We start from the raw sequence: 20,649 nt of genomic DNA, 5'->3' as shown, positions 1-20,649 counted from the left end.
CCGGGGCTGATTAGGATTCGACAGGATCTAGGACGCTGGAGGTGCATGCAGAGGTGCGGTTTGCCTCTTAAAAAAGCCGCATTTAAATAGTCGCAAACGACGAAAACTACGCACTAGCCGCTTAATAACCGGTATAGGCCCTTCCACCACAGCTTTGTTTGCTAGCGTGGATTCGGAAGGTCATCTAAGCAAACTAGCGAGGGAAACTCTCCTGAGGTTGAACCGCGAAATAGTATCAGGACAGCTACCAGGAACCCTGTTTGTCGGGGTCTAAAGTAGTTAAACAAAAGACAAACTAAGCATGTAGTACCAAAAGTAGACATTTTCTGGACGCGGGTTCAAATCCCGCCAGCTCCACCAATACCAGATGCGGTCTAGAACTTTCTAGACCGCTCTATCCCTCTAAAAACGCTGCTTCCAGCGAATTTCAATCTAACCACCAATCGTTCTCCTTTGTTCCTGAAAGGGCTTCAAAGAGTCGTGAATCTGTATCTGTATGTCGTGAATCTGTATCTGTATGTCGTGAATCTGTCACCTCACCTGATTCGCTTACCAGCGGCATCGGTACACGAGAATGTCATTTATTCCGCAAACGCATTTTCGATAAGTTATCGCCTATCGCTTATGACGTAGCACATAAATACCTCAGAATTAGTAGACAAAAGAGCTATATCGAAGCGAATCGTTTCCTTGCCAGATTAGACAGGCAACTTGAAGTGGCTGATCTCAATCTGTCGAACGATATTTCCGAATTAAAAATGTTTGCTAAACAGAAAGCGCTCCAGTGCCTGAGAGATACAGCGCACATGAGTGCCGAGGCGGCATTTCACTTTTGCAGGTCTAAGTTCAGTCGTTACGGGTTTTCTATATCTGATGATATGTCACAGACCGAAGCCCTTCACCTACTGCGCTCTGAAAAGTTCTGGTTTAAAAAGATAAAGACACTGGCTACGCAAAAGATGGAAGAGGTACGCCGACAACTTGACCTTATCAATCAAGCGAAAAGTGCGTATTGCAGCGTCGATAGACTCAAACAGCATCAATGGGAAAAAGAACAAGCTCACGCTTTCATGGAGAACAAATGGTTTTGCAGTGCTAATGGGGAGCTTATATCAATGTTGGATGCATACAATTCCAACGTTTCAAACCCGAAAATAAGACGTGCTGAACTCATGGTCCGCGTTAAAGGCACAGAGGAGTTTTCAAAGTTACAAGGTGACTGTGGCTGGTTTTACACACTAACCACACCATCAAAGTATCATTCACACTACAAATCAGGTAAGCCGAATCCTAAACATCAAAAACTATCAGTCAAAGATGCCAGCGAGTACTTAAACTCGCAGTGGCGAAAAGCGCGAGCACAGTTCGATAGAGAAGAAATCAAAGTATACGGATTACGCGTTGTTGAACCGCATCACGATGGTACCCCTCACTGGCATTTGATGTTATTCATGCCACCCGAAAAAGTACTGCGAGTCACAGAAATTCTTCGCCACTATGCCATGGAGCATGAGGGTAATGAAAACGGAGCAAAGAATAGTCGTTTTAAAGCTGAGCAAATCAAAGATGAGAAAGGCTCTGCACAGGACTATATAGCTAAATATATCTGTAAGAATATCGATGGTGAATACCTAGATACTGACAAATACGGCAATGATGCCAAAGTTGCAGCCTCAAGAATTACAGCTTGGGCCTCACTATTCAAAATCAGACAATTTCAATTCTTTGGCCTTCCCTCCGTTTCGTTGTGGCGTCAACTGCGCCGAATTGATGGAAAAATTGAAGATGCAGGGCTAGACCAACTTCGACTGGCAGCAGATTCCTCTGACTGGCTTGCTTACATAATAATGATGGGCGGCAATAACAAACGTAAAGCTGAACGTCCTTTCATTCTTGAGTATGAAAAGCAAATTAAGGCCATGTTCGAGGATATCGATCCCAAGCTGCTATCTAACTACGCTTACAACAACAAGCCTAGAACAATCCTTTCTGTTACTGCCAAATACCTGATAGCTGATAAAGGCTGGACGCTCATATCGTCACCTGCTGAGCTGGGCGACTGCCCGCCCGCCCCACGGGACGGACGAGCAGTCGAGCCGGGCTCGGCGGGTCACCGAAGGTTGCAGGCAGACACGCGGTGACCGCGTGCCTGCCAAAATCGAAGGTATCTTGGACTTGTGTAAATAACTGTACTAACCCAAAACGAGAAAGAAAAAAATGAAAACCGGAAGAAATGAAAAATGCCCCTGTGGCAGTGGTAAGAAGTTTAAGCATTGCTGCATTGATATCTCAGAAGCGCATTTCGTACGAGATGAATCTAATAATGCCAGCCTGCCAAAAGAGCAATATATTGGCTTTAACCGTGAGCGTGCGCCAGATATGTCACCGTTTGATCTCGACCAAGAAGCCGTTTGCTGTCTTGTATCCTTACTCTCAACTGGTGCAGCTAAATCGTTAAACGAAATGCACAACACGGATAAGTTCGAAACTGATCATGTGATTGTGACTACTGGTAACTGTTCAGATATTCAGTTAGCCGGCCCTTTCAGTACCTTAGAAGCTGCTTTTGAATTTTCAATGAAAAATCATGGTGCAGTACGTTTTCAGACTCAACCACAGTTTGTTTAAGTCTTATGGCGGTATGAATAATGACAGACGAAGAACTCTTTAATGTACTGCTACACAAAGCAAAAACAAGGCGTCTTATTAAGGCGCTCAAAAGTAAACATCCTGGCAAATGGCAAAGGGCATACCGAAATATTGCCGACGCCTATGAAGAATTAAGAGACAAGTACGTACAGAAATCGTTTTTTCAAGTTGGTATCTACGAACCTGCTCATGCTGATAGTTGGCCCTGGCACTTCCATTACGAGGATGGTCTTTATCTTTCTGAAAAGCAGCGTATCTGCAAAATGAGTAAAGCCGCTGTATTTAATAATATCAGTGAAGCCCGCAAACATTTCCATACATGGTCTGGGAATAAAAAATACAAAATGGAGATTATCGAGTTCAAACAGCTCGTGGCGGTTCCCGCTTCATCATCAGATAGTAACGAAAGTTCATGGCAAACAGCACAGCCGCGCTTAAGTGATGTTAAGTCTTAGTTTGCCAAATTTGAAATCCAAATAGCTCTTTAACAACCTGACCTTTAACGAACTAAGTTACCGCAGAAGCTTACCCCGCTTGGTAACATGGTCAAAAGAGAAAACATGTTCAGATGGGGCAATTCTGCATTTTCCAATGTAGCGACCATGAAACTCTCTGCTCTTATCGATTATTAGATCCTCGCCACAGATTGAACACTTGGCTTCAATGGTCACAGCCTTCATTCCAAGCGGATTATTTTCAACACCTGATGATGTAGACAGGAACAATTTGTTTCGCCCTAGCTTTCTAGACCAAAGTACAGGAAATTCAGTAACACCTTTATTCATTAATTCGTGTAACCGATGAAACATTAACCCTGCAAAGATACCGAGTACAACCACGGAAGTGGCTATCGGCTTACTCGACCAGTCAATTATGCCAAGTAGCGTGTATATTGGAATAATGACTAATGTAAGTAATGTGAGACCTGCGGTGATAAGAATTCGTGGTGACAAAATCGCATTCATAAACGGCTTCGCCCATGGCATCGGATCATGTAGGGCCGTCACAATGTATCTAATATCAGCAGCATCATTTCTGTTGGCAGATTTTACTCGTTCCCTACCCGTCCGAATTCGCCACTGATTTGGCTTACCACCTTTATGTTCAATTCTCTCGATTGATAACGTGCATAGACCCTTATCCGCTAGTCCAACATTTAGGTCTGATGTTTGAGCAAAAAGCGCCACCAAGTTTTCATCATGAGACTTCATCCAGCGCCGAGCTTTCTCTGAGTTTTTTTCACCGTTTATTTGCTCAAAAATTTCAGCAGCCCTGAAATAATAGTGCGACTCATTAACTGCTTCGGACTGAATGAGCTCAAGTGTTTTGAGAACCAATACCTCACCGATTTGGTCTCCAACTAATTGTGGCGTGTGAATTTGGAAGAACTTTTTAGCAAATCTAAGCGACTGTTCCAAATCTTCAACATCCTGTTTTTCCTCAACTTCCATATTCGTAGTACCCGTATACAACCCGTCATGTGACTGTTGTAACAAACCTTTTGAGACCAAGCTAGCCCTGCAATCGATACAGAGGTACACAAATATGAACGCGATGGTCACAACCGAAAAGCTTGCCGAATTGACCGGTTACTCAAAGGGAGCAATTCATATGAAGGTCAAGAAAGGCGTGTGGATAAAGAATGAACATTATTACAAAGCACCTGACGGCAAACTGATTTTTGTCGTTGAAATGGTTTATCAGTGGTTTAAGGAAAATGCAAAATGAGTGTAAAAGTAGTAAAAGGTGGATATGTCATCGACTTTACCTTGGGGCATCAGCGTTACAGAGAAACCGTCCCTGCTCCTCATAACAAAACAGCTCTTAAGCGGGTTGAAGAACAAGAATCCATATACAAATTTGCTATCAGCATGAGCGATAAATCTCTCGCTGATAAGTTCTCAACCAGCAAAATCATTCAGAAGGCTTTCGATAAACAATGCGAATATACTATTCACGACTATTCAAATATCTGGTTTAAACAAAAACAGCGTCGGTGGTCGCATACGACTGTTCGCGGCTACTCTCAGAAATATAATTCTTATATCAAACCTAACTGGGGTACCCTTCAGCTAACGGAGTTCAAGGCCAGCATGTTTGACGAATGGGCGTCAGAAAGCTCACTTTCTGCGAAGTCGATAAATGAAGCTCGGAATGTTTTAAATCAGATATTCAAATGTGCTTATCAAGATGAAGTGATTGATAAGAATCCAGTCGAAAGGATAGAGCGCTATAAGCAAGATACTAAAGAACCCAAACCTTTCAGCAAAGACGAAATCAAACGGATTCTCAATGCTTTACCGGTACCCTACTCACAATTTTTTCAGTTTGCTTTCTACACAGGGTTAAGAACAGGCGAGCTACTCGGCTTGAGATGGGAAGATTTGGATTTGGATCGTGAAGTCGCTCACATTAGGGTTAATATAACTTCTGGTATTGAAAAAGCTCCGAAAACGGCGGGGAGTATCAGAACAGTAGAGCTGCATCCTGTAGCCATCGAAGCAATACAGAGTTTAAAAACCACAATTTATATTGATAATAAGAGAGTTTTTATTGATCCTAAGACTATGAATGACTACAAATACGCTGACGGGTTGCGAAAATACGTCTGGAAACCCACTCTAGAAAAGTTAAAAATAACCTACCGGTACCCTTACCAGTGTCGTCATACCTACGCCTCAATGATGTTGTCTCAAGGAAAAAATCCAATGTGGGTTGCGAAGCAAATGGGCCATGCAGATTGGGGAATGATTAGAAAAGTTTATGGAAGGTGGATATCACAGCAACAATGATATACTCTAAGGGCAATATATGAGCTTTAAGCTCGAATTTAAGAGTTAGCCACTCAAATAGGAAGATTATGCTATTACGATTTGGGTTTGAAAACTTTAGATCATTTTCTGAATATCAAGAGATTCTATTAACTGCTTCTAAACAGCTTAAACAAAACACCGATACTTTACTAATTGACATGGGCAAGGGGATAGACGCAGCTCTACCTGTTGCAGCGATTTATGGCCCAAATAATTCTGGAAAAACTAACGTCCTAAAAGCAATTAGGTTTTTCTATCATTGTGTACTTTATGCGGACGGCGGGAAAAGAAAACCAAAAGTAAGTACCTTTAAGTTAATTCCAGAGTACTTAGATAAGCCCTCGACGTTCGATATTGACATTGTAGTAAACAATGTTCATTACAACTATGGTTTTAAAATAAAAGGAAGGGCTTTCACAGAAGAGTGGCTTTATGAGTATAGCTATTCAAAGAGACGTTCCAGGAAAACTCTTTTTGAACGTTCTGAAAAGAATCAGTTTTATTTTGGAAATGATTTCAAGGGTAAGAATAAAACAATTTCTACATCTATAAAGGAGTCAGATCTATTCTTATCTTATGCGGCACTTAGATTCGAACATGAGAAATCTATCGAGTTAACTGAGGCCATCTTTGAATCATTTAAGTTTAGGTTTGGAAGTGATCTTAGTGAGAGAAAATTAGCAGAGGCTATCGAAAAAAATAAAAATACGAAAAGAATAACTAGATTTTTAGAAGACTTAGATTTAGAGATTGTAGATATAGAAGTTAGCAGCGTAGAGCAAGATCCTAAGTCGATAGAATTATCGAAAAAACTTTACGAAGTATTAAGTGAAAATTTTGATACTGACATGGAGTTTCCAGAAGAAAGCTTAGTCAATAAAAAAATTATTATTAAAAAGAGAAATCATGAAAATGAGATTGTTGACTTTGCAATTAATGATGAAAGCTTAGGTACTCGCGCTCTTATCTCAATACTTACAGAAGTTTTTGAAGTTATAGATGAAGGTGGAATATTTGTTGTAGACGAGCTTGAGTCAAGTTTACACCCGCTTATTACCAAAAGAATACTGGATATATTTTTAGACAAAAATATTAATAAAAATGGGGCTCAATTACTATTTAGCACTCATGAATCTACACTTCTTTCGCACAATGAAATTAGAAAAGATCAAGTTTGGTTTACTGATAGAAATATTTACGGTGAAACATCTCTTACCTCAATGTTAGAATACAAAGTAAATAGCAAAGTAAATATTGGAAAGGGCTATTTGGAAGGTAGGTTTGGAGGAGTACCAGTCTTAGATAAGTTCATAGATTGGGGGGAGTTGGATGTCTAGGAAAGGACTCAGAAAGGAATCAAAGATTTCGAGAAAAGTCGGAAGTAAAAGCCCAAAACCTAAACTGATAATTGTCTGTGAAGGCGAAAACTCTGAGCCAGACTATATTATTAACTTTGCTAAGTGCGCCGGAAACGGCTTGGTTGAGCTTGTATTAGTTGGTGGTGCAGGTGTACCAACATCAGTAGTACGAAGAGCTAAAACAGAAAAGCAAAAACAGGAAAGGCTTGCTCGTAAATCGAGAGACCCGTTAGATAAAATATTTGAGGTCTGGGCAGTTTTTGATAAGGATGAGCATCCAAACATCCCCCAAGCCTTTGACTTAGCAGAGCAAAATGAAATAAAAGTTGCTTTTTCAAACCCTTGCTTTGAAATATGGCCGATATTTCATTACGATACCTCATCAGCCCACTTAGATAGGCACGCAGCACAGAGAAAACTTAGGGATCTTCACGAACCTTACTCCGAAAAAAATGGTAAAAAAGTATGCGCTCGAACATTATTTTCTATGTATAGTAAAGCAAAACGCGGCGCTATAAGGTTGGAGAAAGAACATGAGGCTCAAGGGACTCCTCTAAGTAACCCTCACAGCAATTTTCATAATTTAACGGATTGTATTTTGATTCACGGTAAAAGAAGAGTTTCCAAATAATCCTCTTTAAAATCCTAAACATATGAATTTATGAGAAAAATGGATAGTTCAAATCCCGCCAGCTCCACCAACACCAAAGGCTCGCCATCTGGCGGGCCTTTTTTGTTAGTACTGTTGACCGTGAATTAAAACTTTCTGTGGTAATAGGTTACGCTGCTACAACCCAACATCAGACTGGCCAACTATTGACATTTGCAGGAAATCCATCTGAAAACATACCCGACGGACTCCCTTTTCGGCTGGAAGACTATATCGCCCTGGTCGAGTTAACCGGGCGCCACTTTCACCCTAACAAGCGAGGTAAAATTGCTGATGACGCCAGGCCTATTCTTTCCCGTGTCGGGCTGGAACAGACTGACTGGAATGCATTAGTGAGTGGCATTGAATCCGAATTTAAAACTATCGTCAGCCTTGAAAAACTGACTGCGCAGAAAAAAACGCAAGACGTAACACTGTATAATCCTGCTTAGCCGCTGATGCAAACTTTGTCGCCGCCATTGAAGATGGGGATCCTCTGCTTAACGTGCCCTGAAAATCAGCTCAGCATTTTGCTCGCTAAAGCCACTAGTGTCGGTGACATGCCGCTACGTGTTGGTACCGGCTTGCTGTACGTAGATGAACGGCTGGGTCAGACCGCTACTGACTTCTACCTGCCCAGCTATACCACAGTACGCGCTTTTGTTGAGATTGAGCCGCTGGATAATCTGACGATAAAAGCCGAAGTCAGTAATCTATTTGACAAAGAGCACTACACCAACTCGTTTTCAGACGTTCGGGTACAGCCGGGTACGCCGCGACGTGCGCGTGTAACGGCAAGCTATCAGTTCTGATCTCACTGACCGCAAACTAACAGCCAGCGCTAACATTCATGTCAGAGCGTGGCAATTTTCGTTAAAAATAGGTGCTCAGGTATTGCCCGGTCAGATTGTCTGGTAACTGGCTTATTTCTTGTGGAGTACCCTGGGCTATTATCTTACCGCCCTTATCACCGGCCCCCGGGCCCATATCTATCACCCAGTCACAGCCGGCAATGACCCGGGTGTTATGTTCTACCAGCACCACGGTATTGCCCGCATCCACCAGCCGGTGAAGCTGGGTCATCAGGCGTTCGCTATCAGCCGGGTGCAGTCCTGTGGTGGGTTCATCCAGAATATACAGAGTGTGCCCTTGCTGACCGCGCTGCAGCTCACTGGCCAGTTTGATTCGCTGCGCTTCACCACCAGATAATTCGGTGGCTGGCTGACCTAGTTTGAGGTATCCCAGGCCCACCTGCGCAAGGGTATTCAGGCTGTGACAGATTCCGGTTTCGCCGGCAAAAAAATCCAGCGCCTGATCCACGGTTAAATCCAGCACCTGCGCAATCGATAAACTCTGGTAGGAAATCGCCAGAATGTCGGGCGTATATCGCTGCCCATGGCATTGCGGACACGGCGCATAGATGCTGGGCATAAATAACAGCTCTACGCTGACAAACCCCACACCCTCACAATGCGAACAACGCCCCTTGGGCAGGTTAAACGAAAAATGGCCGGCGTCCAGACCTGCTTGCCGGGCCTGTGACGTGGCGGCAAATAATTTACGAATCGCCGTAAACATACCCACATACGTGGCCAGATTTGAGCGTGGAGTTCGTCCGATGGGCTTTTGATCCACATTAACCTGGCGCTGAAAATGCTCCAGCCCACTGCTAATATAGCCGCGGGCCGCCGGCGTGCTTTGCAGATCAGGTTGCGCCAGCCCTGCCTCGTCGTCATCGTGTACTTTGTAGCCCAGAGCGCCGCGTACCAACTGACTGAGCGCCTGACTGACCAGACTGGATTTTCCAGCACCGGACAACCCGGTCACCGCGCTCATCACACCAACCGGAAATGAAACATCCACCCCGTGCAGCGTATTGTGCTGCACATCCTGTAACTGTAGCCAGTGTCTGACAGGTCTCGGCGTCGGCGCTGGCTGGGTGGCGGTGAACAGTGCATGTGCCGTGTGCGATCCGGCCACCTTCTGTAAGCCGTTTACCGGCCCGCTGTAGACCACCGTACCGCCATGCTCACCGGCATCCGGGCCAATATCCACCAGCCAGTCAGCCTGCCGGATTACCGCCGGATTATGCTCTACCATAAACACTGAGTTACCGGCCTCAACCAGCGCCCGCAATATCCCTGACAAGGCCTGTGTATCATGGGGATGTAAACCAGCCGAGGGCTCATCAAGCACATAGACCACGCCAAACAACTGGGAACGCAGCTGGGTAGCGAGCCGCAAACGCTGAAACTCACCGTGCGACAGGGTGGGAATCGTCCGATCCGGCGATAAATATCCAAGACCTAACGCCTGCAGTGTGCTGATGCGCTTTTCGATGTCACTGATAATCCGGGTGGCCACTAATGCCCGGTCAGCCCGCCAGGTGGCACTGTCCTGTGCGACCTGGCCCAAGCGCTCGGCAATATCATCAAATGACATAGCACAAAGTGCCGCAATATCCTTACCGGCAAAAGTAACGGATAGTGCCTGTCGGGTCAGCTTCTTACCCTCACACGACGGGCAAGCGGCTACACTGAGATACCGGGCTACCCGCGCCCGGGTCCGTTCGCTCTGACTACCGGTAAACGTATCAAGTACAAACCGGCGCACGCTGACAAATTTTCCTTTGTAGGCCGGCTCCTCACCCCGCGCTAAAGCTGCTACGGACTCTTCCAGCGTATAACTTCGAAATACCGGCACCACGGGCGCATCGTCAGTAAATAAAATCCAGTTACGCTCAGACTCAGGTAACTGCTGCCAGGGGATATTCACATCATAGCCAAGTGCCACCAGTACTCTTAGCAGGTTTTTTCCCTGCCAGGCCCCCGGCCAGGCTTCAATTGCGCCTTCGGCGATCGTCTTTGAAGGATCGGGCACTGCCTGTGCTTCAGTAACATCATACACCTTCCCCAGTCCTTCACAGGTTGGGCAAGCGCCCTGCGGGGTATTTGACGAAAAACCGTCGGCATAAATAATGGATTGCTCTGGCGGATAGTCTCCAGCCCGGGAATATAGCATACGCAATGCATTAGACAGGGTTGTCAGGCTACCGACGGTAGAACGGTTACTGCCAGAGTGGGCATGCTGCTGCAACGCCACCGCCGGTGGCAATCCGGTAATGGCATCAACATCCGGCTCCTCGGCCTGTTTTATCAGGCGGCGGGCGTAGGGCGATACCGAGTCCAGATAGCGATGCTGACTTTCGGCAAACACGGTGCCAAACGCCAGCGATGATTTGCCGGAGCCTGAAATACCGGTAAACACAACCAGACAATCACGGGGGATATCTACATCCACATTTTTCAGGTTATGAACATTGGCGCCTTTTACGCGCACGCAATTTTGTGGGTTTCGCAGCTCGTCGGGATCAGTGGTTGGCATAAACAATGGCGCCCAGGTTCTGGTTGATACAAAACACAGAAGTACGCCAGTCAGGGGCAGATGGATTGCTTAGCAGGCAACAAAGGGCGTGGCAACCCGATCCCGGCCACCGGCTTTTGCCTGATACAGGGCTTTATCGGTTTTACCCAGAATGTCCGCCGCCACATCGCCCCGGGTCACTTCAATCAGGCCCACCGAGACACTGACCGATAAGCCGGACACACTGAGCGAGTCAGGCACCTGCTTAACCTTAGAGCGAAAGGTATTTAACGTTTTTAAAGCCTGTTCTGCGGTAGTATCAGGAAAAATAAATAAAAACTCCTCGCCACCGATCCGTCCCAGGATATCCTCCGGGTAAAATGCGCTTTTGGCCAGTTTACTGAACTGCACCAGCACTTCGTCACCTACCTGATGGCCGTAGGTATCGTTAATATGCTTAAATAAATCCAGATCCAGCATCGCTACGGCCAGCGGGCTGTCAGTCCGGGCGTGTTCGGTTAGTTGCTCGTCCAGTTCTTCTAAGATTTTACGGCGGGTAAACAGGCCGGTCAGTGTATCCAGGTTTGCCAGTCGCTCCAGTTTTCGTTGATAAGACTGACGTTTAAGATTAATAAAACCCAGCAGTAAACACACGCTCAGCAGCAGTACCGTGATCATGATATTCATAAAACGACGCTGCTTTTCTGCTTCAAGCTGCACTTCCTGCACTTTAAACAGCTTGCGGAGTTTTTCGTTTTCTGCTTCTTTTTGCGCCGATTCAAACTGGGTACGCATGCGCAGGAGTAATTCGTTATTTTCTCTTTGTTGCAGCGCGGCCTGTCCGTTCATACTTTTTTTCAGAAATTCGTAGGCCTGACGGTGCCCACCCCGGGCATACAGAATATCAGCACGTAACTGATCTGCCGCCACGGTTTCCTGCTCCATCGACGGTGTCATGGCGGTTTCTGCCCGTTGCAGATATGCCACCGACCGGGTGTATTTACGCGTATGAAACAACGCATTGGCAATGCCATAATTCACCGCAAACGTATCATAGGGATTATCACTGGTTTTGATAACCGCTTCGGCTTGCTCTAAAAAGTAAAGTGCATTCTCATAATCCTGTAGCTGCAGATACAGCTGCCCCATAGAAAGATCGACCTGGGCCACGGCCTGGCCATTACCCTGCTCGCTGGCGATCTCTTTGGCTTCTTCCAGTAATTTTAATGCCTTAACTTCGTTGGCCGTTTTTTTATACGCTGTCGCCAGTTCCATTATAAATCGCGGCTGAACCAGTTTATTGCCACGCTCACGATGAAACGACAGTGCTTCTTCAATAAACGGGATAGACTGGGCATAATCGCCGCGTTTCTGGTAGGCATCGGCAATCAGCCCGGCGATATGCGAAGGGCTTATCTGAGTGCGATGATCACTGGCCTGCTGATAGGCTTTCAGCAATTTTTCCAGCGCGCGGTCGTAATAATGCAGTCGCATTTCCAGCAAGCCACCGGTCATCAGCCCGCCAATATACAACTGAGTCACCCCGGCATTCTCAGCCCATTGCATTACCGCGTTAACATAGGGTAAACCTTCTTCGGCTTTTCCCTGTTTGTCCAGAATCTGTGCTTTTGACAACAACATCCGATGCAGCAGTAAATCATTGTCCACCATTTCCATCAGTCTCAGACCCTGTGTGATGGCACCGAAAGCTTCGTCAATCTGATTCAGGCGGGTGTTACCCAGCGCCAGCAAATAATAGATTTCTGCCCGGCTGGCAGCCTCCCGTTCACTTTGCAAACGACTTTTGAGACCCTGCATAACTCTGGCAGGCTCTTTATGCAATTGTTTAATTTGCTGGATTATCCGATCGTTGGGGGCACTGGGAAACGCCGCGGAACCTGATGAAACCGGCTCTTGCCGAGCCCATGTAGGGCTCGCCAGAGCGCACAGGATCAAAGCCAGGGCACAACGTGTAGGTGTAGGTATCATCCGCAGCAATTCCTTGTCAGAAAATATCCGTGTTACCGGTACTATTACAACTATAGCAGTGAATGTATAAATTATCGTGATATCCGTGGCTTTTCCACCCCTACCAGCGTGTGAGTTTTTTTCAGTCTTGCCAGCATGTTAATCCGTTTGCTGTGCGGCACGTAAATAGTGCGATGGAGAATTTATGACTGATCAAACACTCACCGGCATGCTTGACGTGCTCACCGATGATAACAGCGCGCAGGATGTGTCACTGGGCGATGTAGTGGCAAGCTTTGAAGATCGCGGTTTTGGGCCATTGTTGCTGATACCGGCGCTGTTAGCATTATTACCCACCGGGGCGATTCCCGGGGTTCCCTCGCTGTGTGGCGTTACCTTGTTTTTAATTTGCAGCCAGCTTGTAGCGGGCCGGGACTCCCCCTGGTTACCCGCCTGGCTGAAAAACCGGGCGGTCAGTCAGCACAAACTCAATCGCGCAGTCAAGAAGGCCAGACCGTGGTGTGAAAGACTTGAAAAGTTTTTCTGTCATCGGCTCGACGCTGTTACCGGCCCGGTCTCCCGCCGGTTTCTTGCACTGTTCAGTGGTCTGATGGCGCTGGCAATGATTCCTCTTGAACTGATGCCCTTTGCTGCTGCCATGCCTGCTTTGGCCATTACAGTCACTGCGCTGGGGCTGACTTATAAAGACGGCGCTGCGGTCATTGTCGGGGTATTATTGCAGGCAGGGACCGGCGTGCTGTTATATTATGCTATGCAGATGATGGGTTAGCGCCGCCGGTTAATAGCCGGCTCGTCAAAATACTTATCCGGGTCTGTGGTGCGCAGGGTATTGAGCCGCTCAAGCCGGGCGTCCCGGGCTTGCCGGGATTCGTCGAATACCTCAAGGTGAACTTTGTCGACCAGCACCTGAATCTGCTCACGACTGACCAGTTTCATCACCACCCCGGCATGCACAAACCCTTCAACCCGGGCTTTGTCTTCCGGCTTGCCCCGTCCCTGATGCTGCGCTTCATAAACAAGACGAATCCGCCCTTCGCATTCATTTAAAAATTTTTCAGCGTCCATCGTTACTCCTTATCCAATCTCAGCTGTGGCCATGTGCTCAGCCATTGCTTTTGTGCAACACGCTGCAAAAACACCGCAGAATCACTAAACGCCGGATTACGGCGCACTATACCGGCCCAGTTGTTCGCCAGCCCCAGCGGCGCTATTATTTTGATCATACCCTGTTCCAGCCGCACGCCAACACAGGTGGCGGTTTCTACCCAATAACTGATGGCCTGGGTACTGTTCTGATAGGGCTGGTGCCCTTTTTTCAGATGCATACGGGCCTGGTTTCTGACTTCCCACACAGGGTTTGCAGCCCCGTGATTAAGCTGTTTTTCCAGCATCATATCATGCGGTTTATCGGCGTGCTGCCGGTCAAAGTAAATCAAATCGATATCATTTAACGATGTGGCTGACGCCTTGCCATGAGTATGATCCCAAATCAGGTTACGCACAAACCCTGTACCAATCATCCAGTCATGCAAGCCTAGCTTATCGGCAGCATACAAACACTGCATATGAAAGTCACTGTTTGCAATGAGCCTGGCGGTCATGTCACACAACCTGTTGTGTGCGCTCGCCCCGCACTCAGGTAAGGTCATCGTTACGGGCTTTTTTGCTGCCGCTGTCACTAAATTGTCACCGCTATTGTCACCGCCTTTCATATCACTTTCATCCCGCTTTCATCCAGCGCCTGTACTTTGGGACAGGTTTTCACTACATTTATTCAAAAAAATCAGGAAAAACAAATGAAAGCGCTAATTTTTACTGTTCTGGCCAGCCTGAGTCCGCTGGTGTCCGCGGCGAATTGTGTACTGGGTTGTCCCACCGGTATTGACGGCACTACCCTAACCCGCTCTATCTACACTCTCAATAACAACGCACAGACCAAGTTTGCCAACTGGGTGGCCTACCATGTTACCCCGCAGACTATCGACGGGCCAAGCCGCAGCCGTTACTGGAAAGCCGACCCCGACCTGCCGGACAGCGCCACACTGGAGCCGGACGATTATACCGACGCCCATGCAGTACTGGGCACCGATCGTGGCCATCAGGTGCCGCTGGCTTCGTTTAGCAATACCAATGACTGGCGTGAGCTTAACTATCTATCCAATATCACGCCACAGGACTCAGATTTAAATCAGGGGCCGTGGGTACGTCTGGAAAGTGCGGTACGCAATTTGGTGCGTACTGGCCAGGATGTGTTTGTGGTGTCCGGCCCGCTGTTTGAAAGCTACTTTGGCGCGCTGCCCCGGGCGGATGAAAGCCATAACCTGCCCAGTGGTTTTTTCAAGGTTGTTATGACAAGCAATAATGGCTGGATTGAAGCCTCCGCATATGTGCTTAATCAAAATGCAGCCCGCAGTGATGATTACTGCGCCACCGAAGTCACTGTTGATGAAGTGGAACTGCGCACCGGGCTCAATATTATGCCGCAGCTGGCCAGCTACAAGGAACAAGCGGTGGAAACCGCGCTGGGCGGACTGTCTGCGGCACTGGGCTGTCCGCGCTAAAGGGTTTCCCCGGCAGCCGTATACAGGTGCTGCCACTCATCAATGGTCACCGGCATCACTGATAACCGGTGACCCTTTTTTACCAGTCCTAACTCGGTAATTTGTGGCATGGCTTTAATTCTGGCCAGCGACAACACCTGCTTAAACTGCTCGCAAAAGCGCACGTCCACACAATACCAGCGTGGCGACGCTGTGGTGGCTTTCGGGTCGTAATAGTCTGACTCAGGGTTAAACTGGCTGGGATCCGGATAGGCAGCGCGCACCACTTCAGCCACGCCGGCAATCCCTACCTGTTTACAGCTCGAGTGATAAAAAAACAGCTTATCTCCAGCACTCACCTCATCGCGCAAAAAATTTCGCGCCTGGTAATTTCTGACTCCGTCCCAGGGTTCGGTCTGCTCCGGCCGGGCTCTGAGGTGCCTGATACCAAACACATCCGGTTCACTTTTAAACAACCAGTACGCCATATTGTCACCTGTGCTTCATAAAAATGTGCACCTTAGCATATTCGGCGAAATGTTAATGGGGGTTTATCGGTACAAGGTGGTACAATAACCGCTGTTTTTGATTTTATGTTGTTCACTATGCAAGCCACCATTAAGGCCGACCGAGGCCTGTTTTCATACCCTAAATACTGGCCACACTGTCTGGGCACCGCACCGTTTCTGCCAATGAGCAAAGCAGAGATGGACGAGCTGGGCTGGGACAGTTGTGATGTTATTCTGATTACCGGGGATGCCTATGTTGATCATCCCAGCTTTGGTATGGCCGTTATTGGCCGTACACTCGAAGCGCACGGATTTCGGGTTGGCATTATTGCCCAGCCGGACTGGACCAGCAAAGAAGACTTTATGAAACTGGGTAAGCCCAATCTGTACTTTGGGGTGACTGCCGGCAACATGGACTCGATGATTAACCGCTATACCGCGGATAAGAAAATGCGTCATGACGATGCCTACACCCCCGGTAATGTGGGGGGTAAGCGCCCGGACCGTGCGGTCACTGTGTATTCACAGCGCTGCCGCGAAGCATTTAAGGGTGTTCCGGTGGTCATTGGTGGCATTGAAGCCAGTCTGCGTCGTATTGCGCATTATGATTACTGGTCGGAAAAGGTACGCCGTTCGGTGCTGTTTGACAGCAAAGCCGACATGCTGTTGTTTGGTAATGCTGAGCGTCCGCTGGTTGAAATTACCCACCGGATGGCCGCCGGTGAGTCCATCAGCGACATGCGCGATGTGCGTGGCACCGCCATTATTGTAAAAGAAGCCCTGCCAGAATGGCAGGGAGTAGACTCTACCTCGCTGGACCGGCCGGGCAAAATTGATCCCATTACCAGCCCTTATCAGGTAGAGCCTGACTGCGACAAAGCTGACAGCCCGGCCGACGCAACCCAGCCCAGTGATGCGGCCAAACCCATCGTGGTACAGCCGGCTACCCGGCGTAAACCATGGGAAAATGTATACGTAAAGCTGCCGGCTTTTGAAACCGTGCGCGACAATAAGGTATTGTATGCCCACGCATCACGTATTTTGCATCAGGAAGTGAATCCCGGCTGCGCCCGGGCGCTGATGCAGCGTCACGGTGACCGTCATATCTGGATAAACCCGCCGGCCATGCCGCTGGAGACCGAAGAGATGGATGCGGTTTTTGACCTGCCTTACCAGCGGGTACCACACCCGGTGTATGGCGAGGCTAAAATTCCGGCCTACGATATGATTCGTTTTAGTATCAATATTATGCGGGGCTGTTACGGGGGCTGTACTTTTTGCTCGATTACCGAGCATGAAGGACGCATTATTCAAAGCCGTTCAGAAGACTCTATTATCCGCGAGATTGAAACTATTCGGGATACCGTACCAGGCTTTACCGGGGTCATTTCTGATTTAGGCGGCCCGACCGCCAACATGTACCGGTTGCGCTGTAAAAGTGCCAAAGCCGAGGCAACCTGTCGTCGCCCATCCTGTGTGTATCCCAGCATCTGTGCCCACATGGACACCGACCACACGCCCACCATTGATTTGTACAAGCGCGCCCGTGAGTTACCCGGCATCAAGAAGATTCTGATTGCCTCCGGTGTCCGTTATGATCTGGCAGTGGAAGACCCCCGCTATGTGAAAGAGCTGGCACTGCATCACACCGGTGGCTATCTGAAAATTGCACCAGAGCATACCGAAGAAGGTCCGCTGTCGAAAATGATGAAGCCGGGCATGGGCAGCTATTACCGCTTTAAGGAACTGTTTGACAAATACAGCGAAGAAGCGGGTAAAAAGCAGTATCTGATCCCGTATTTTATCGCTTCACATCCGGGCACAACCGATGAGGACATGCTGGCGCTGGCCATCTGGCTGAAAGAAAACCGCTTCAAGCTGGATCAGGTGCAGAATTTTTACCCGTCGCCGATGGCTACGGCCACAACCATGTATCACACCGAAGTGAACAGTCTGCGCAAGGTCAAAAAAGACAGCGAGGAAGTACCGTCAGCTAAAGGTGAAATACACCGCCGCTTGCATAAAGCCATGCTGCGCTATCATGATCCGAAAAACTTTGCCCAGATTCGCCAGGCCTTGCGTAAAATGGGTCGCGAGGATCTGATAGGTCGCGGACCGCAGCACCTGGTGCCACCGGAAAGCAAAGATGAGAAACGGGCCAAAGCGCCTAAAGCCAGAGGCGGAGAACGCGCACTGACCAAGCACACCGGGTTGCCGCCCAAAGGCTTTAAAGACAGCCGTAAGCGGCCAGCCAAAGCAGGCAGCAAACCCGCCCAGCGAAAGAGCCATAAACCGGGCTCATCACCCCGCTGATGTCACCCCTGACTCAAGGAGGAGTCAATGACAACAAAAACCCTTGTTGTGGCATTACTGATAGGGATGCTGGCCGGTTGTGCAACCCGGACCAGTGTCCATGTGTATGCCCGGTATATGAACGAGCAGGAACAGCAGCGCCTGCAGCAATCGCTGGAACAAAACGGCTTTGATGTAACGCTTAATACGCTGGGCTTTCCAGCCAGTATTGAGGCCTCTACCCTGCTATATTCGCTGCTGCTCAAAAACAGCCAGGATATCGATCATGTAACAAAGATTGCCGGCAGACTGGGCATCACCGTAGCGCATGTTCGCAGCCTGACTGAGGGCAATCACTGGTATACCAAAGACAGTCTGGCGTTGTTTGTGTTACCCGAGAACTTTACCGGCGTGCTTAAAGTCGACCTGCACCACCGTTTTATCAGCGATAAATGCCCGCAAACCCTCGCCCTGACCCTGCATAGCAACGGCACTTTTGATGTTCATCAGACAGGCCCTTATCATCAGAACAGGGATATGCCGGATAGCCGCCACGGCACCTGGTATTACCGTCAGCCTCCCTATCTTGAGTTACGAGCAGCGAATGGTCGTGATTTCAGCTATTACCAGATTTATAAACGCAGCGAGTCGGATATCGTCAGTGCCATGCAGGTGATCCGGCTAACCCCGCTGCAAGGCATCAGGCAGGCTCCACATTGTGAGATGATGTATGCCGAGCGCCTGCTTCAACCAACCTGACTAAACAATCTTTTTTTAACTGACCACGTAAATATTTCTGTGCTTGGATAAACAGGAAAAAGGCAATGCGTTACGTGGGATTTATACTGTTGCTGGTGTCGGCTGCCGTCAGTGCAGCCCAGGCCCCCTTTGAGCGCTGGCAATGGCAGTACCGTATTATTGTGATCGGTGAGTCTCAGCCTGAGATCCTGGCACAGCTGCAGGCAAACCGGGAGGCTATTGAAGAGCGGGATATTGTCTGGTTTTATTATGATAAAGAAACCGTCATGACAAATCTGCCCGGTTCTTTTGAACAAAAACAGGCAGACTCGGTCCGCAGGTATGCCAGTAATATGAACGCTCTGGCCATACTGATTGGTAAGGACGGCGGCATTAAATCCCGTCAGCAGCAATGGGATTTAGACACCCTGCTGGCGCAGGTAGATCGCATGCCAATGCGGCGCGCTGAACAACAACCCTAGCTGGCTTTCCACATCACGGCAGCAGCAGTCAGCGCGCATACCACGGCACCGCCCAGCGCAATTTTACGGGTGACCGGGATCAATTCGTCACTGTCGGCGTAATTTATCAGATCGGGGGACGGCGCACCACAATGCCTGCAAAACTGGGCATTCAGTTCATTTGAATCGTAGCACTGAATACAGCACCAGTCCGTGGTCTCAGAATATGTTTTCATGTTGTTCTGCCGGTAACTTAAAGATACAACTTTTTTATTACGTCATTTATCGCACAAATAAGACTCTGTATAGTTATAAACACTGACACACACATATTATCCTTAATATCTGATTATGCCGTTAAAGCGTAGCTGATACCGGCTAATCCTGCACAAATGAAGTTTTAACAAATGTGATAAACGTTCGCAGTTTTACCGATGGGTAAACCAGCTGCGGGTAAAACAGATAGATACTGTTTCCTGCTTCAATGACTTCGTCCGGCAGCACCTGTTGTAACCGGCCACTTTCCAGCTCGTCCTGCACATAATAGCTGGCAATCCGGATAATGCCCTGCCCGTTGAGTGCCTGTTGTTTAAGCAGGTGATTTTCGTTGGTTGATAACCAGCCGTTGATTCGCACCTCTTCAGATTTCAGCGGCCAGTGTCGCTGATGCAATGTGGCCAGGCAATCATGATTTGCTAAATCACTGACAGTCTGCGGCACGCCGCGCTGTGACAAATACTGTGGGGCAGCCACCAGCAAATGGTGGTAACCCAGAATTCTGCTTGCCACCATGTTATCCGGCGGTGTATTAGTGGCTCTGAAACCCACATCAATATCCTGCAAATTCAGGTTAAACGTGGTGTAACTGCAGTTGATTTCAAACTGGATCCCCGGATGCTGGCGACTGAATGCCTCGCACAGACCAAATAAATAGCGCTCGGCAAACATTTTAGGCGCGGTGATCCGTAATAGCCCGGTCAGGGTTTCATGTTCTTCATGTACGCTTTGCTCCAGCTGGTACAACTGGCTGCGTATCTGCAACCCCTGACCGTACAGGCGCTCTCCTTCACGGGTTAGCCGAACACTGCGGGTAGTTCTTATCAGTAGCGGACACTGTAATTCCTGCTCCAGCTTTTTCACCTGACCAGACAAATAACCCTTGGAAATCCCCAGGGTTGCCGCAGCCCGGGTAAAATTAAGCTGTTTAGCCAGTTCAACAAACAGCATTAGCCGTTCAACACGTTTGTGTTCATTCATACCGTACACCGTATTGCTTTATTGTTTACTA

The 20,649-nt window shown here is 48.1% G+C and carries 22 protein-coding genes and 1 other RNA gene; 15 read left to right on the top strand and 8 right to left on the bottom strand.

What is annotated here, in order from left to right; translation table 11 throughout:
• The first annotated feature begins 2 nt into the window (after nt 1-2).
• The 4 genes from ssrA to EZV72_RS08115 all read left to right on the top strand — a co-directional run bounded on the left by ssrA (nt 3) and on the right by EZV72_RS08115 (nt 3,104).
• Nucleotides 3-360: a transfer-messenger RNA gene (ssrA, locus tag EZV72_RS08130) on the top strand.
• 356 nt (nt 361-716) lie between these two features.
• Nucleotides 717-2,141: a replication endonuclease gene (locus EZV72_RS08125; protein ID WP_137166773.1), complete on the top strand. Its 1,425-nt coding sequence runs from the start codon at nt 717-719 to the stop codon at nt 2,139-2,141.
• Nucleotides 2,142-2,217: 76 nt separating this feature from the next.
• Nucleotides 2,218-2,628 (top strand): SEC-C metal-binding domain-containing protein, encoded by a 411-nt coding sequence (locus EZV72_RS08120; protein WP_137166772.1) that lies wholly within the window; start codon nt 2,218-2,220, stop codon nt 2,626-2,628.
• Nucleotides 2,629-2,648: 20 nt separating this feature from the next.
• Nucleotides 2,649-3,104 (top strand): hypothetical protein, encoded by a 456-nt coding sequence (locus EZV72_RS08115; protein WP_137166771.1) that lies wholly within the window; start codon nt 2,649-2,651, stop codon nt 3,102-3,104.
• Nucleotides 3,105-3,161: 57 nt separating this feature from the next.
• On the opposite strand, the gene EZV72_RS08110 is transcribed toward EZV72_RS08115, so the two are convergent.
• The gene (locus EZV72_RS08110; RefSeq protein WP_137166770.1) at nt 3,162-4,100 is read right to left on the bottom strand and encodes a hypothetical protein; all 939 of its coding nucleotides are present in this window, start codon (nt 4,098-4,100) and stop codon (nt 3,162-3,164) included.
• Between the two features lie 94 nt (nt 4,101-4,194).
• On the opposite strand from EZV72_RS08110, the gene EZV72_RS08105 reads away from it, so the two are divergent.
• The 6 genes from EZV72_RS08105 to EZV72_RS08080 all read left to right on the top strand — a co-directional run bounded on the left by EZV72_RS08105 (nt 4,195) and on the right by EZV72_RS08080 (nt 8,281).
• A complete protein-coding gene (locus EZV72_RS08105) occupies nt 4,195-4,377 on the top strand; it encodes an excisionase (protein ID WP_137166769.1) in 183 nt (60 codons plus the stop codon).
• Nucleotides 4,374-5,441 (top strand): site-specific integrase, encoded by a 1,068-nt coding sequence (locus tag EZV72_RS08100; protein WP_137166768.1) that lies wholly within the window; start codon nt 4,374-4,376, stop codon nt 5,439-5,441. Before EZV72_RS08105 ends, EZV72_RS08100 begins: the two co-directional genes overlap by 4 nt.
• A 68-nt stretch (nt 5,442-5,509) precedes the next feature.
• Entirely contained in the window at nt 5,510-6,799 is a 1,290-nt protein-coding gene (locus EZV72_RS08095) for an AAA family ATPase (protein ID WP_137166767.1), read from the top strand.
• Nucleotides 6,792-7,451, top strand: a complete 660-nt coding sequence (locus tag EZV72_RS08090; RefSeq protein WP_137166766.1) for an RloB family protein — start codon at nt 6,792-6,794, stop codon at nt 7,449-7,451. The genes EZV72_RS08095 and EZV72_RS08090 overlap by 8 nt, the downstream gene beginning before the upstream one ends.
• Nucleotides 7,452-7,636: 185 nt before the next feature.
• Nucleotides 7,637-7,921 (top strand): hypothetical protein, encoded by a 285-nt coding sequence (locus EZV72_RS08085; protein ID WP_137166765.1) that lies wholly within the window; start codon nt 7,637-7,639, stop codon nt 7,919-7,921.
• Nucleotides 7,922-8,029: 108 nt separating this feature from the next.
• Nucleotides 8,030-8,281, top strand: coding sequence for a TonB-dependent receptor (locus tag EZV72_RS08080; RefSeq protein ID WP_232364532.1), 252 nt, complete (start codon nt 8,030-8,032; stop codon nt 8,279-8,281).
• 61 nt (nt 8,282-8,342) lie between these two features.
• Here EZV72_RS08080 and EZV72_RS08075 read toward each other — a convergent pair whose 3' ends face one another.
• Complete coding sequence (locus EZV72_RS08075; protein WP_137166764.1) at nt 8,343-10,853, bottom strand: ATP-binding cassette domain-containing protein; 2,511 nt, start codon at nt 10,851-10,853, stop codon at nt 8,343-8,345.
• A 69-nt stretch (nt 10,854-10,922) separates the two neighbouring features.
• Nucleotides 10,923-12,650 carry a tetratricopeptide repeat-containing diguanylate cyclase gene (locus EZV72_RS08070; protein ID WP_175405073.1) on the bottom strand — a complete coding sequence of 576 codons (1,728 nt, stop codon included), beginning with the start codon at nt 12,648-12,650 and terminating at the stop codon, nt 10,923-10,925.
• 355 nt (nt 12,651-13,005) lie between these two features.
• Between EZV72_RS08070 and EZV72_RS08065 the strand changes: the two genes are divergently transcribed.
• Nucleotides 13,006-13,590, top strand: coding sequence for an exopolysaccharide biosynthesis protein (locus EZV72_RS08065; RefSeq protein ID WP_137166762.1), 585 nt, complete (start codon nt 13,006-13,008; stop codon nt 13,588-13,590).
• Here EZV72_RS08065 and EZV72_RS08060 read toward each other — a convergent pair.
• Both EZV72_RS08060 and EZV72_RS08055 read right to left on the bottom strand, forming a co-directional pair.
• Nucleotides 13,587-13,886, bottom strand: a complete 300-nt coding sequence (locus tag EZV72_RS08060) for a hypothetical protein (protein WP_137166761.1) — start codon at nt 13,884-13,886, stop codon at nt 13,587-13,589. The genes EZV72_RS08065 and EZV72_RS08060 overlap by 4 nt on opposite strands.
• Before the next feature lie 2 nt (nt 13,887-13,888).
• Nucleotides 13,889-14,422: a nucleotidyltransferase family protein gene (locus EZV72_RS08055; protein ID WP_137166760.1), complete on the bottom strand. Its 534-nt coding sequence runs from the start codon at nt 14,420-14,422 to the stop codon at nt 13,889-13,891.
• 195 nt (nt 14,423-14,617) lie between these two features.
• On the opposite strand from EZV72_RS08055, the gene EZV72_RS08050 reads away from it, so the two are divergent.
• Nucleotides 14,618-15,382 (top strand): DNA/RNA non-specific endonuclease, encoded by a 765-nt coding sequence (locus tag EZV72_RS08050; protein ID WP_137166759.1) that lies wholly within the window; start codon nt 14,618-14,620, stop codon nt 15,380-15,382.
• On the opposite strand, the gene EZV72_RS08045 is transcribed toward EZV72_RS08050, so the two are convergent.
• Nucleotides 15,379-15,849 (bottom strand): EVE domain-containing protein, encoded by a 471-nt coding sequence (locus tag EZV72_RS08045; RefSeq protein ID WP_137166758.1) that lies wholly within the window; start codon nt 15,847-15,849, stop codon nt 15,379-15,381. The genes EZV72_RS08050 and EZV72_RS08045 overlap by 4 nt on opposite strands.
• Nucleotides 15,850-15,966: 117 nt before the next feature.
• Here EZV72_RS08045 and EZV72_RS08040 point away from each other — a divergent pair, with 117 nt between their 5' ends.
• The 3 genes from EZV72_RS08040 (at nt 15,967) to EZV72_RS08030 (ending at nt 19,382) form a co-directional block, all read left to right on the top strand.
• Nucleotides 15,967-18,183: a YgiQ family radical SAM protein gene (locus EZV72_RS08040; protein ID WP_137166757.1), complete on the top strand. Its 2,217-nt coding sequence runs from the start codon at nt 15,967-15,969 to the stop codon at nt 18,181-18,183.
• A 27-nt stretch (nt 18,184-18,210) separates the two neighbouring features.
• Nucleotides 18,211-18,921 carry a hypothetical protein gene (locus EZV72_RS08035; protein WP_137166756.1) on the top strand — a complete coding sequence of 237 codons (711 nt, stop codon included), beginning with the start codon at nt 18,211-18,213 and terminating at the stop codon, nt 18,919-18,921.
• Between the two features lie 65 nt (nt 18,922-18,986).
• Nucleotides 18,987-19,382, top strand: coding sequence for a DUF4174 domain-containing protein (locus EZV72_RS08030; RefSeq protein ID WP_137166755.1), 396 nt, complete (start codon nt 18,987-18,989; stop codon nt 19,380-19,382).
• On the opposite strand, the gene EZV72_RS08025 is transcribed toward EZV72_RS08030, so the two are convergent.
• Together EZV72_RS08025 and EZV72_RS08020 are read right to left on the bottom strand one after the other, a co-directional pair.
• Nucleotides 19,379-19,597 carry a hypothetical protein gene (locus EZV72_RS08025; protein WP_137166754.1) on the bottom strand — a complete coding sequence of 73 codons (219 nt, stop codon included), beginning with the start codon at nt 19,595-19,597 and terminating at the stop codon, nt 19,379-19,381. The genes EZV72_RS08030 and EZV72_RS08025 overlap by 4 nt on opposite strands.
• A 142-nt stretch (nt 19,598-19,739) precedes the next feature.
• Nucleotides 19,740-20,618 (bottom strand): LysR family transcriptional regulator, encoded by an 879-nt coding sequence (locus EZV72_RS08020; RefSeq protein ID WP_137166753.1) that lies wholly within the window; start codon nt 20,616-20,618, stop codon nt 19,740-19,742.
• Between the last annotated feature and the right edge of the window lie 31 nt (nt 20,619-20,649).

The sequence above is a fragment of the Salinimonas lutimaris genome (assembly GCF_005222225.1).
In the GTDB taxonomy this organism is placed as follows: domain Bacteria; phylum Pseudomonadota; class Gammaproteobacteria; order Enterobacterales; family Alteromonadaceae; genus Alteromonas; species Alteromonas lutimaris.
The sequence above is the reverse complement of the archived record's forward strand: the minus strand, read 5'-3'. Positions and strand labels throughout refer to the sequence as shown.

Bases quoted from the DNA above. Each gene is read 5' to 3' on its own strand.
- EZV72_RS08065 (WP_137166762.1), top strand. From the start codon at position 13,006: ATGACTGATCAAACACTCACCGGCATGCTTGACGTGCTCACCGATGAT.
- EZV72_RS08020 (WP_137166753.1), bottom strand. From the start codon at position 20,618: ATGAATGAACACAAACGTGTTGAACGGCTAATGCTGTTTGTTGAACTG.
- EZV72_RS08095 (WP_137166767.1), top strand. From the start codon at position 5,510: ATGCTATTACGATTTGGGTTTGAAAACTTTAGATCATTTTCTGAATAT.
- EZV72_RS08030 (WP_137166755.1), top strand. From the start codon at position 18,987: ATGCGTTACGTGGGATTTATACTGTTGCTGGTGTCGGCTGCCGTCAGT.
- EZV72_RS08105 (WP_137166769.1), top strand. From the start codon at position 4,195: ATGAACGCGATGGTCACAACCGAAAAGCTTGCCGAATTGACCGGTTAC.
- EZV72_RS08110 (WP_137166770.1), bottom strand. From the start codon at position 4,100: ATGGAAGTTGAGGAAAAACAGGATGTTGAAGATTTGGAACAGTCGCTT.
- EZV72_RS08035 (WP_137166756.1), top strand. From the start codon at position 18,211: ATGACAACAAAAACCCTTGTTGTGGCATTACTGATAGGGATGCTGGCC.
- EZV72_RS08045 (WP_137166758.1), bottom strand. From the start codon at position 15,849: ATGGCGTACTGGTTGTTTAAAAGTGAACCGGATGTGTTTGGTATCAGG.
- EZV72_RS08060 (WP_137166761.1), bottom strand. From the start codon at position 13,886: ATGGACGCTGAAAAATTTTTAAATGAATGCGAAGGGCGGATTCGTCTT.
- EZV72_RS08070 (WP_175405073.1), bottom strand. From the start codon at position 12,650: ATGCAGGGTCTCAAAAGTCGTTTGCAAAGTGAACGGGAGGCTGCCAGC.
- EZV72_RS08115 (WP_137166771.1), top strand. From the start codon at position 2,649: ATGACAGACGAAGAACTCTTTAATGTACTGCTACACAAAGCAAAAACA.
- EZV72_RS08075 (WP_137166764.1), bottom strand. From the start codon at position 10,853: ATGCCAACCACTGATCCCGACGAGCTGCGAAACCCACAAAATTGCGTG.
- EZV72_RS08100 (WP_137166768.1), top strand. From the start codon at position 4,374: ATGAGTGTAAAAGTAGTAAAAGGTGGATATGTCATCGACTTTACCTTG.
- EZV72_RS08050 (WP_137166759.1), top strand. From the start codon at position 14,618: ATGAAAGCGCTAATTTTTACTGTTCTGGCCAGCCTGAGTCCGCTGGTG.
- EZV72_RS08090 (WP_137166766.1), top strand. From the start codon at position 6,792: ATGTCTAGGAAAGGACTCAGAAAGGAATCAAAGATTTCGAGAAAAGTC.
- EZV72_RS08120 (WP_137166772.1), top strand. From the start codon at position 2,218: ATGAAAACCGGAAGAAATGAAAAATGCCCCTGTGGCAGTGGTAAGAAG.
- EZV72_RS08040 (WP_137166757.1), top strand. From the start codon at position 15,967: ATGCAAGCCACCATTAAGGCCGACCGAGGCCTGTTTTCATACCCTAAA.
- EZV72_RS08025 (WP_137166754.1), bottom strand. From the start codon at position 19,597: ATGAAAACATATTCTGAGACCACGGACTGGTGCTGTATTCAGTGCTAC.
- EZV72_RS08055 (WP_137166760.1), bottom strand. From the start codon at position 14,422: ATGACCGCCAGGCTCATTGCAAACAGTGACTTTCATATGCAGTGTTTG.
- EZV72_RS08080 (WP_232364532.1), top strand. From the start codon at position 8,030: ATGCCGCTACGTGTTGGTACCGGCTTGCTGTACGTAGATGAACGGCTG.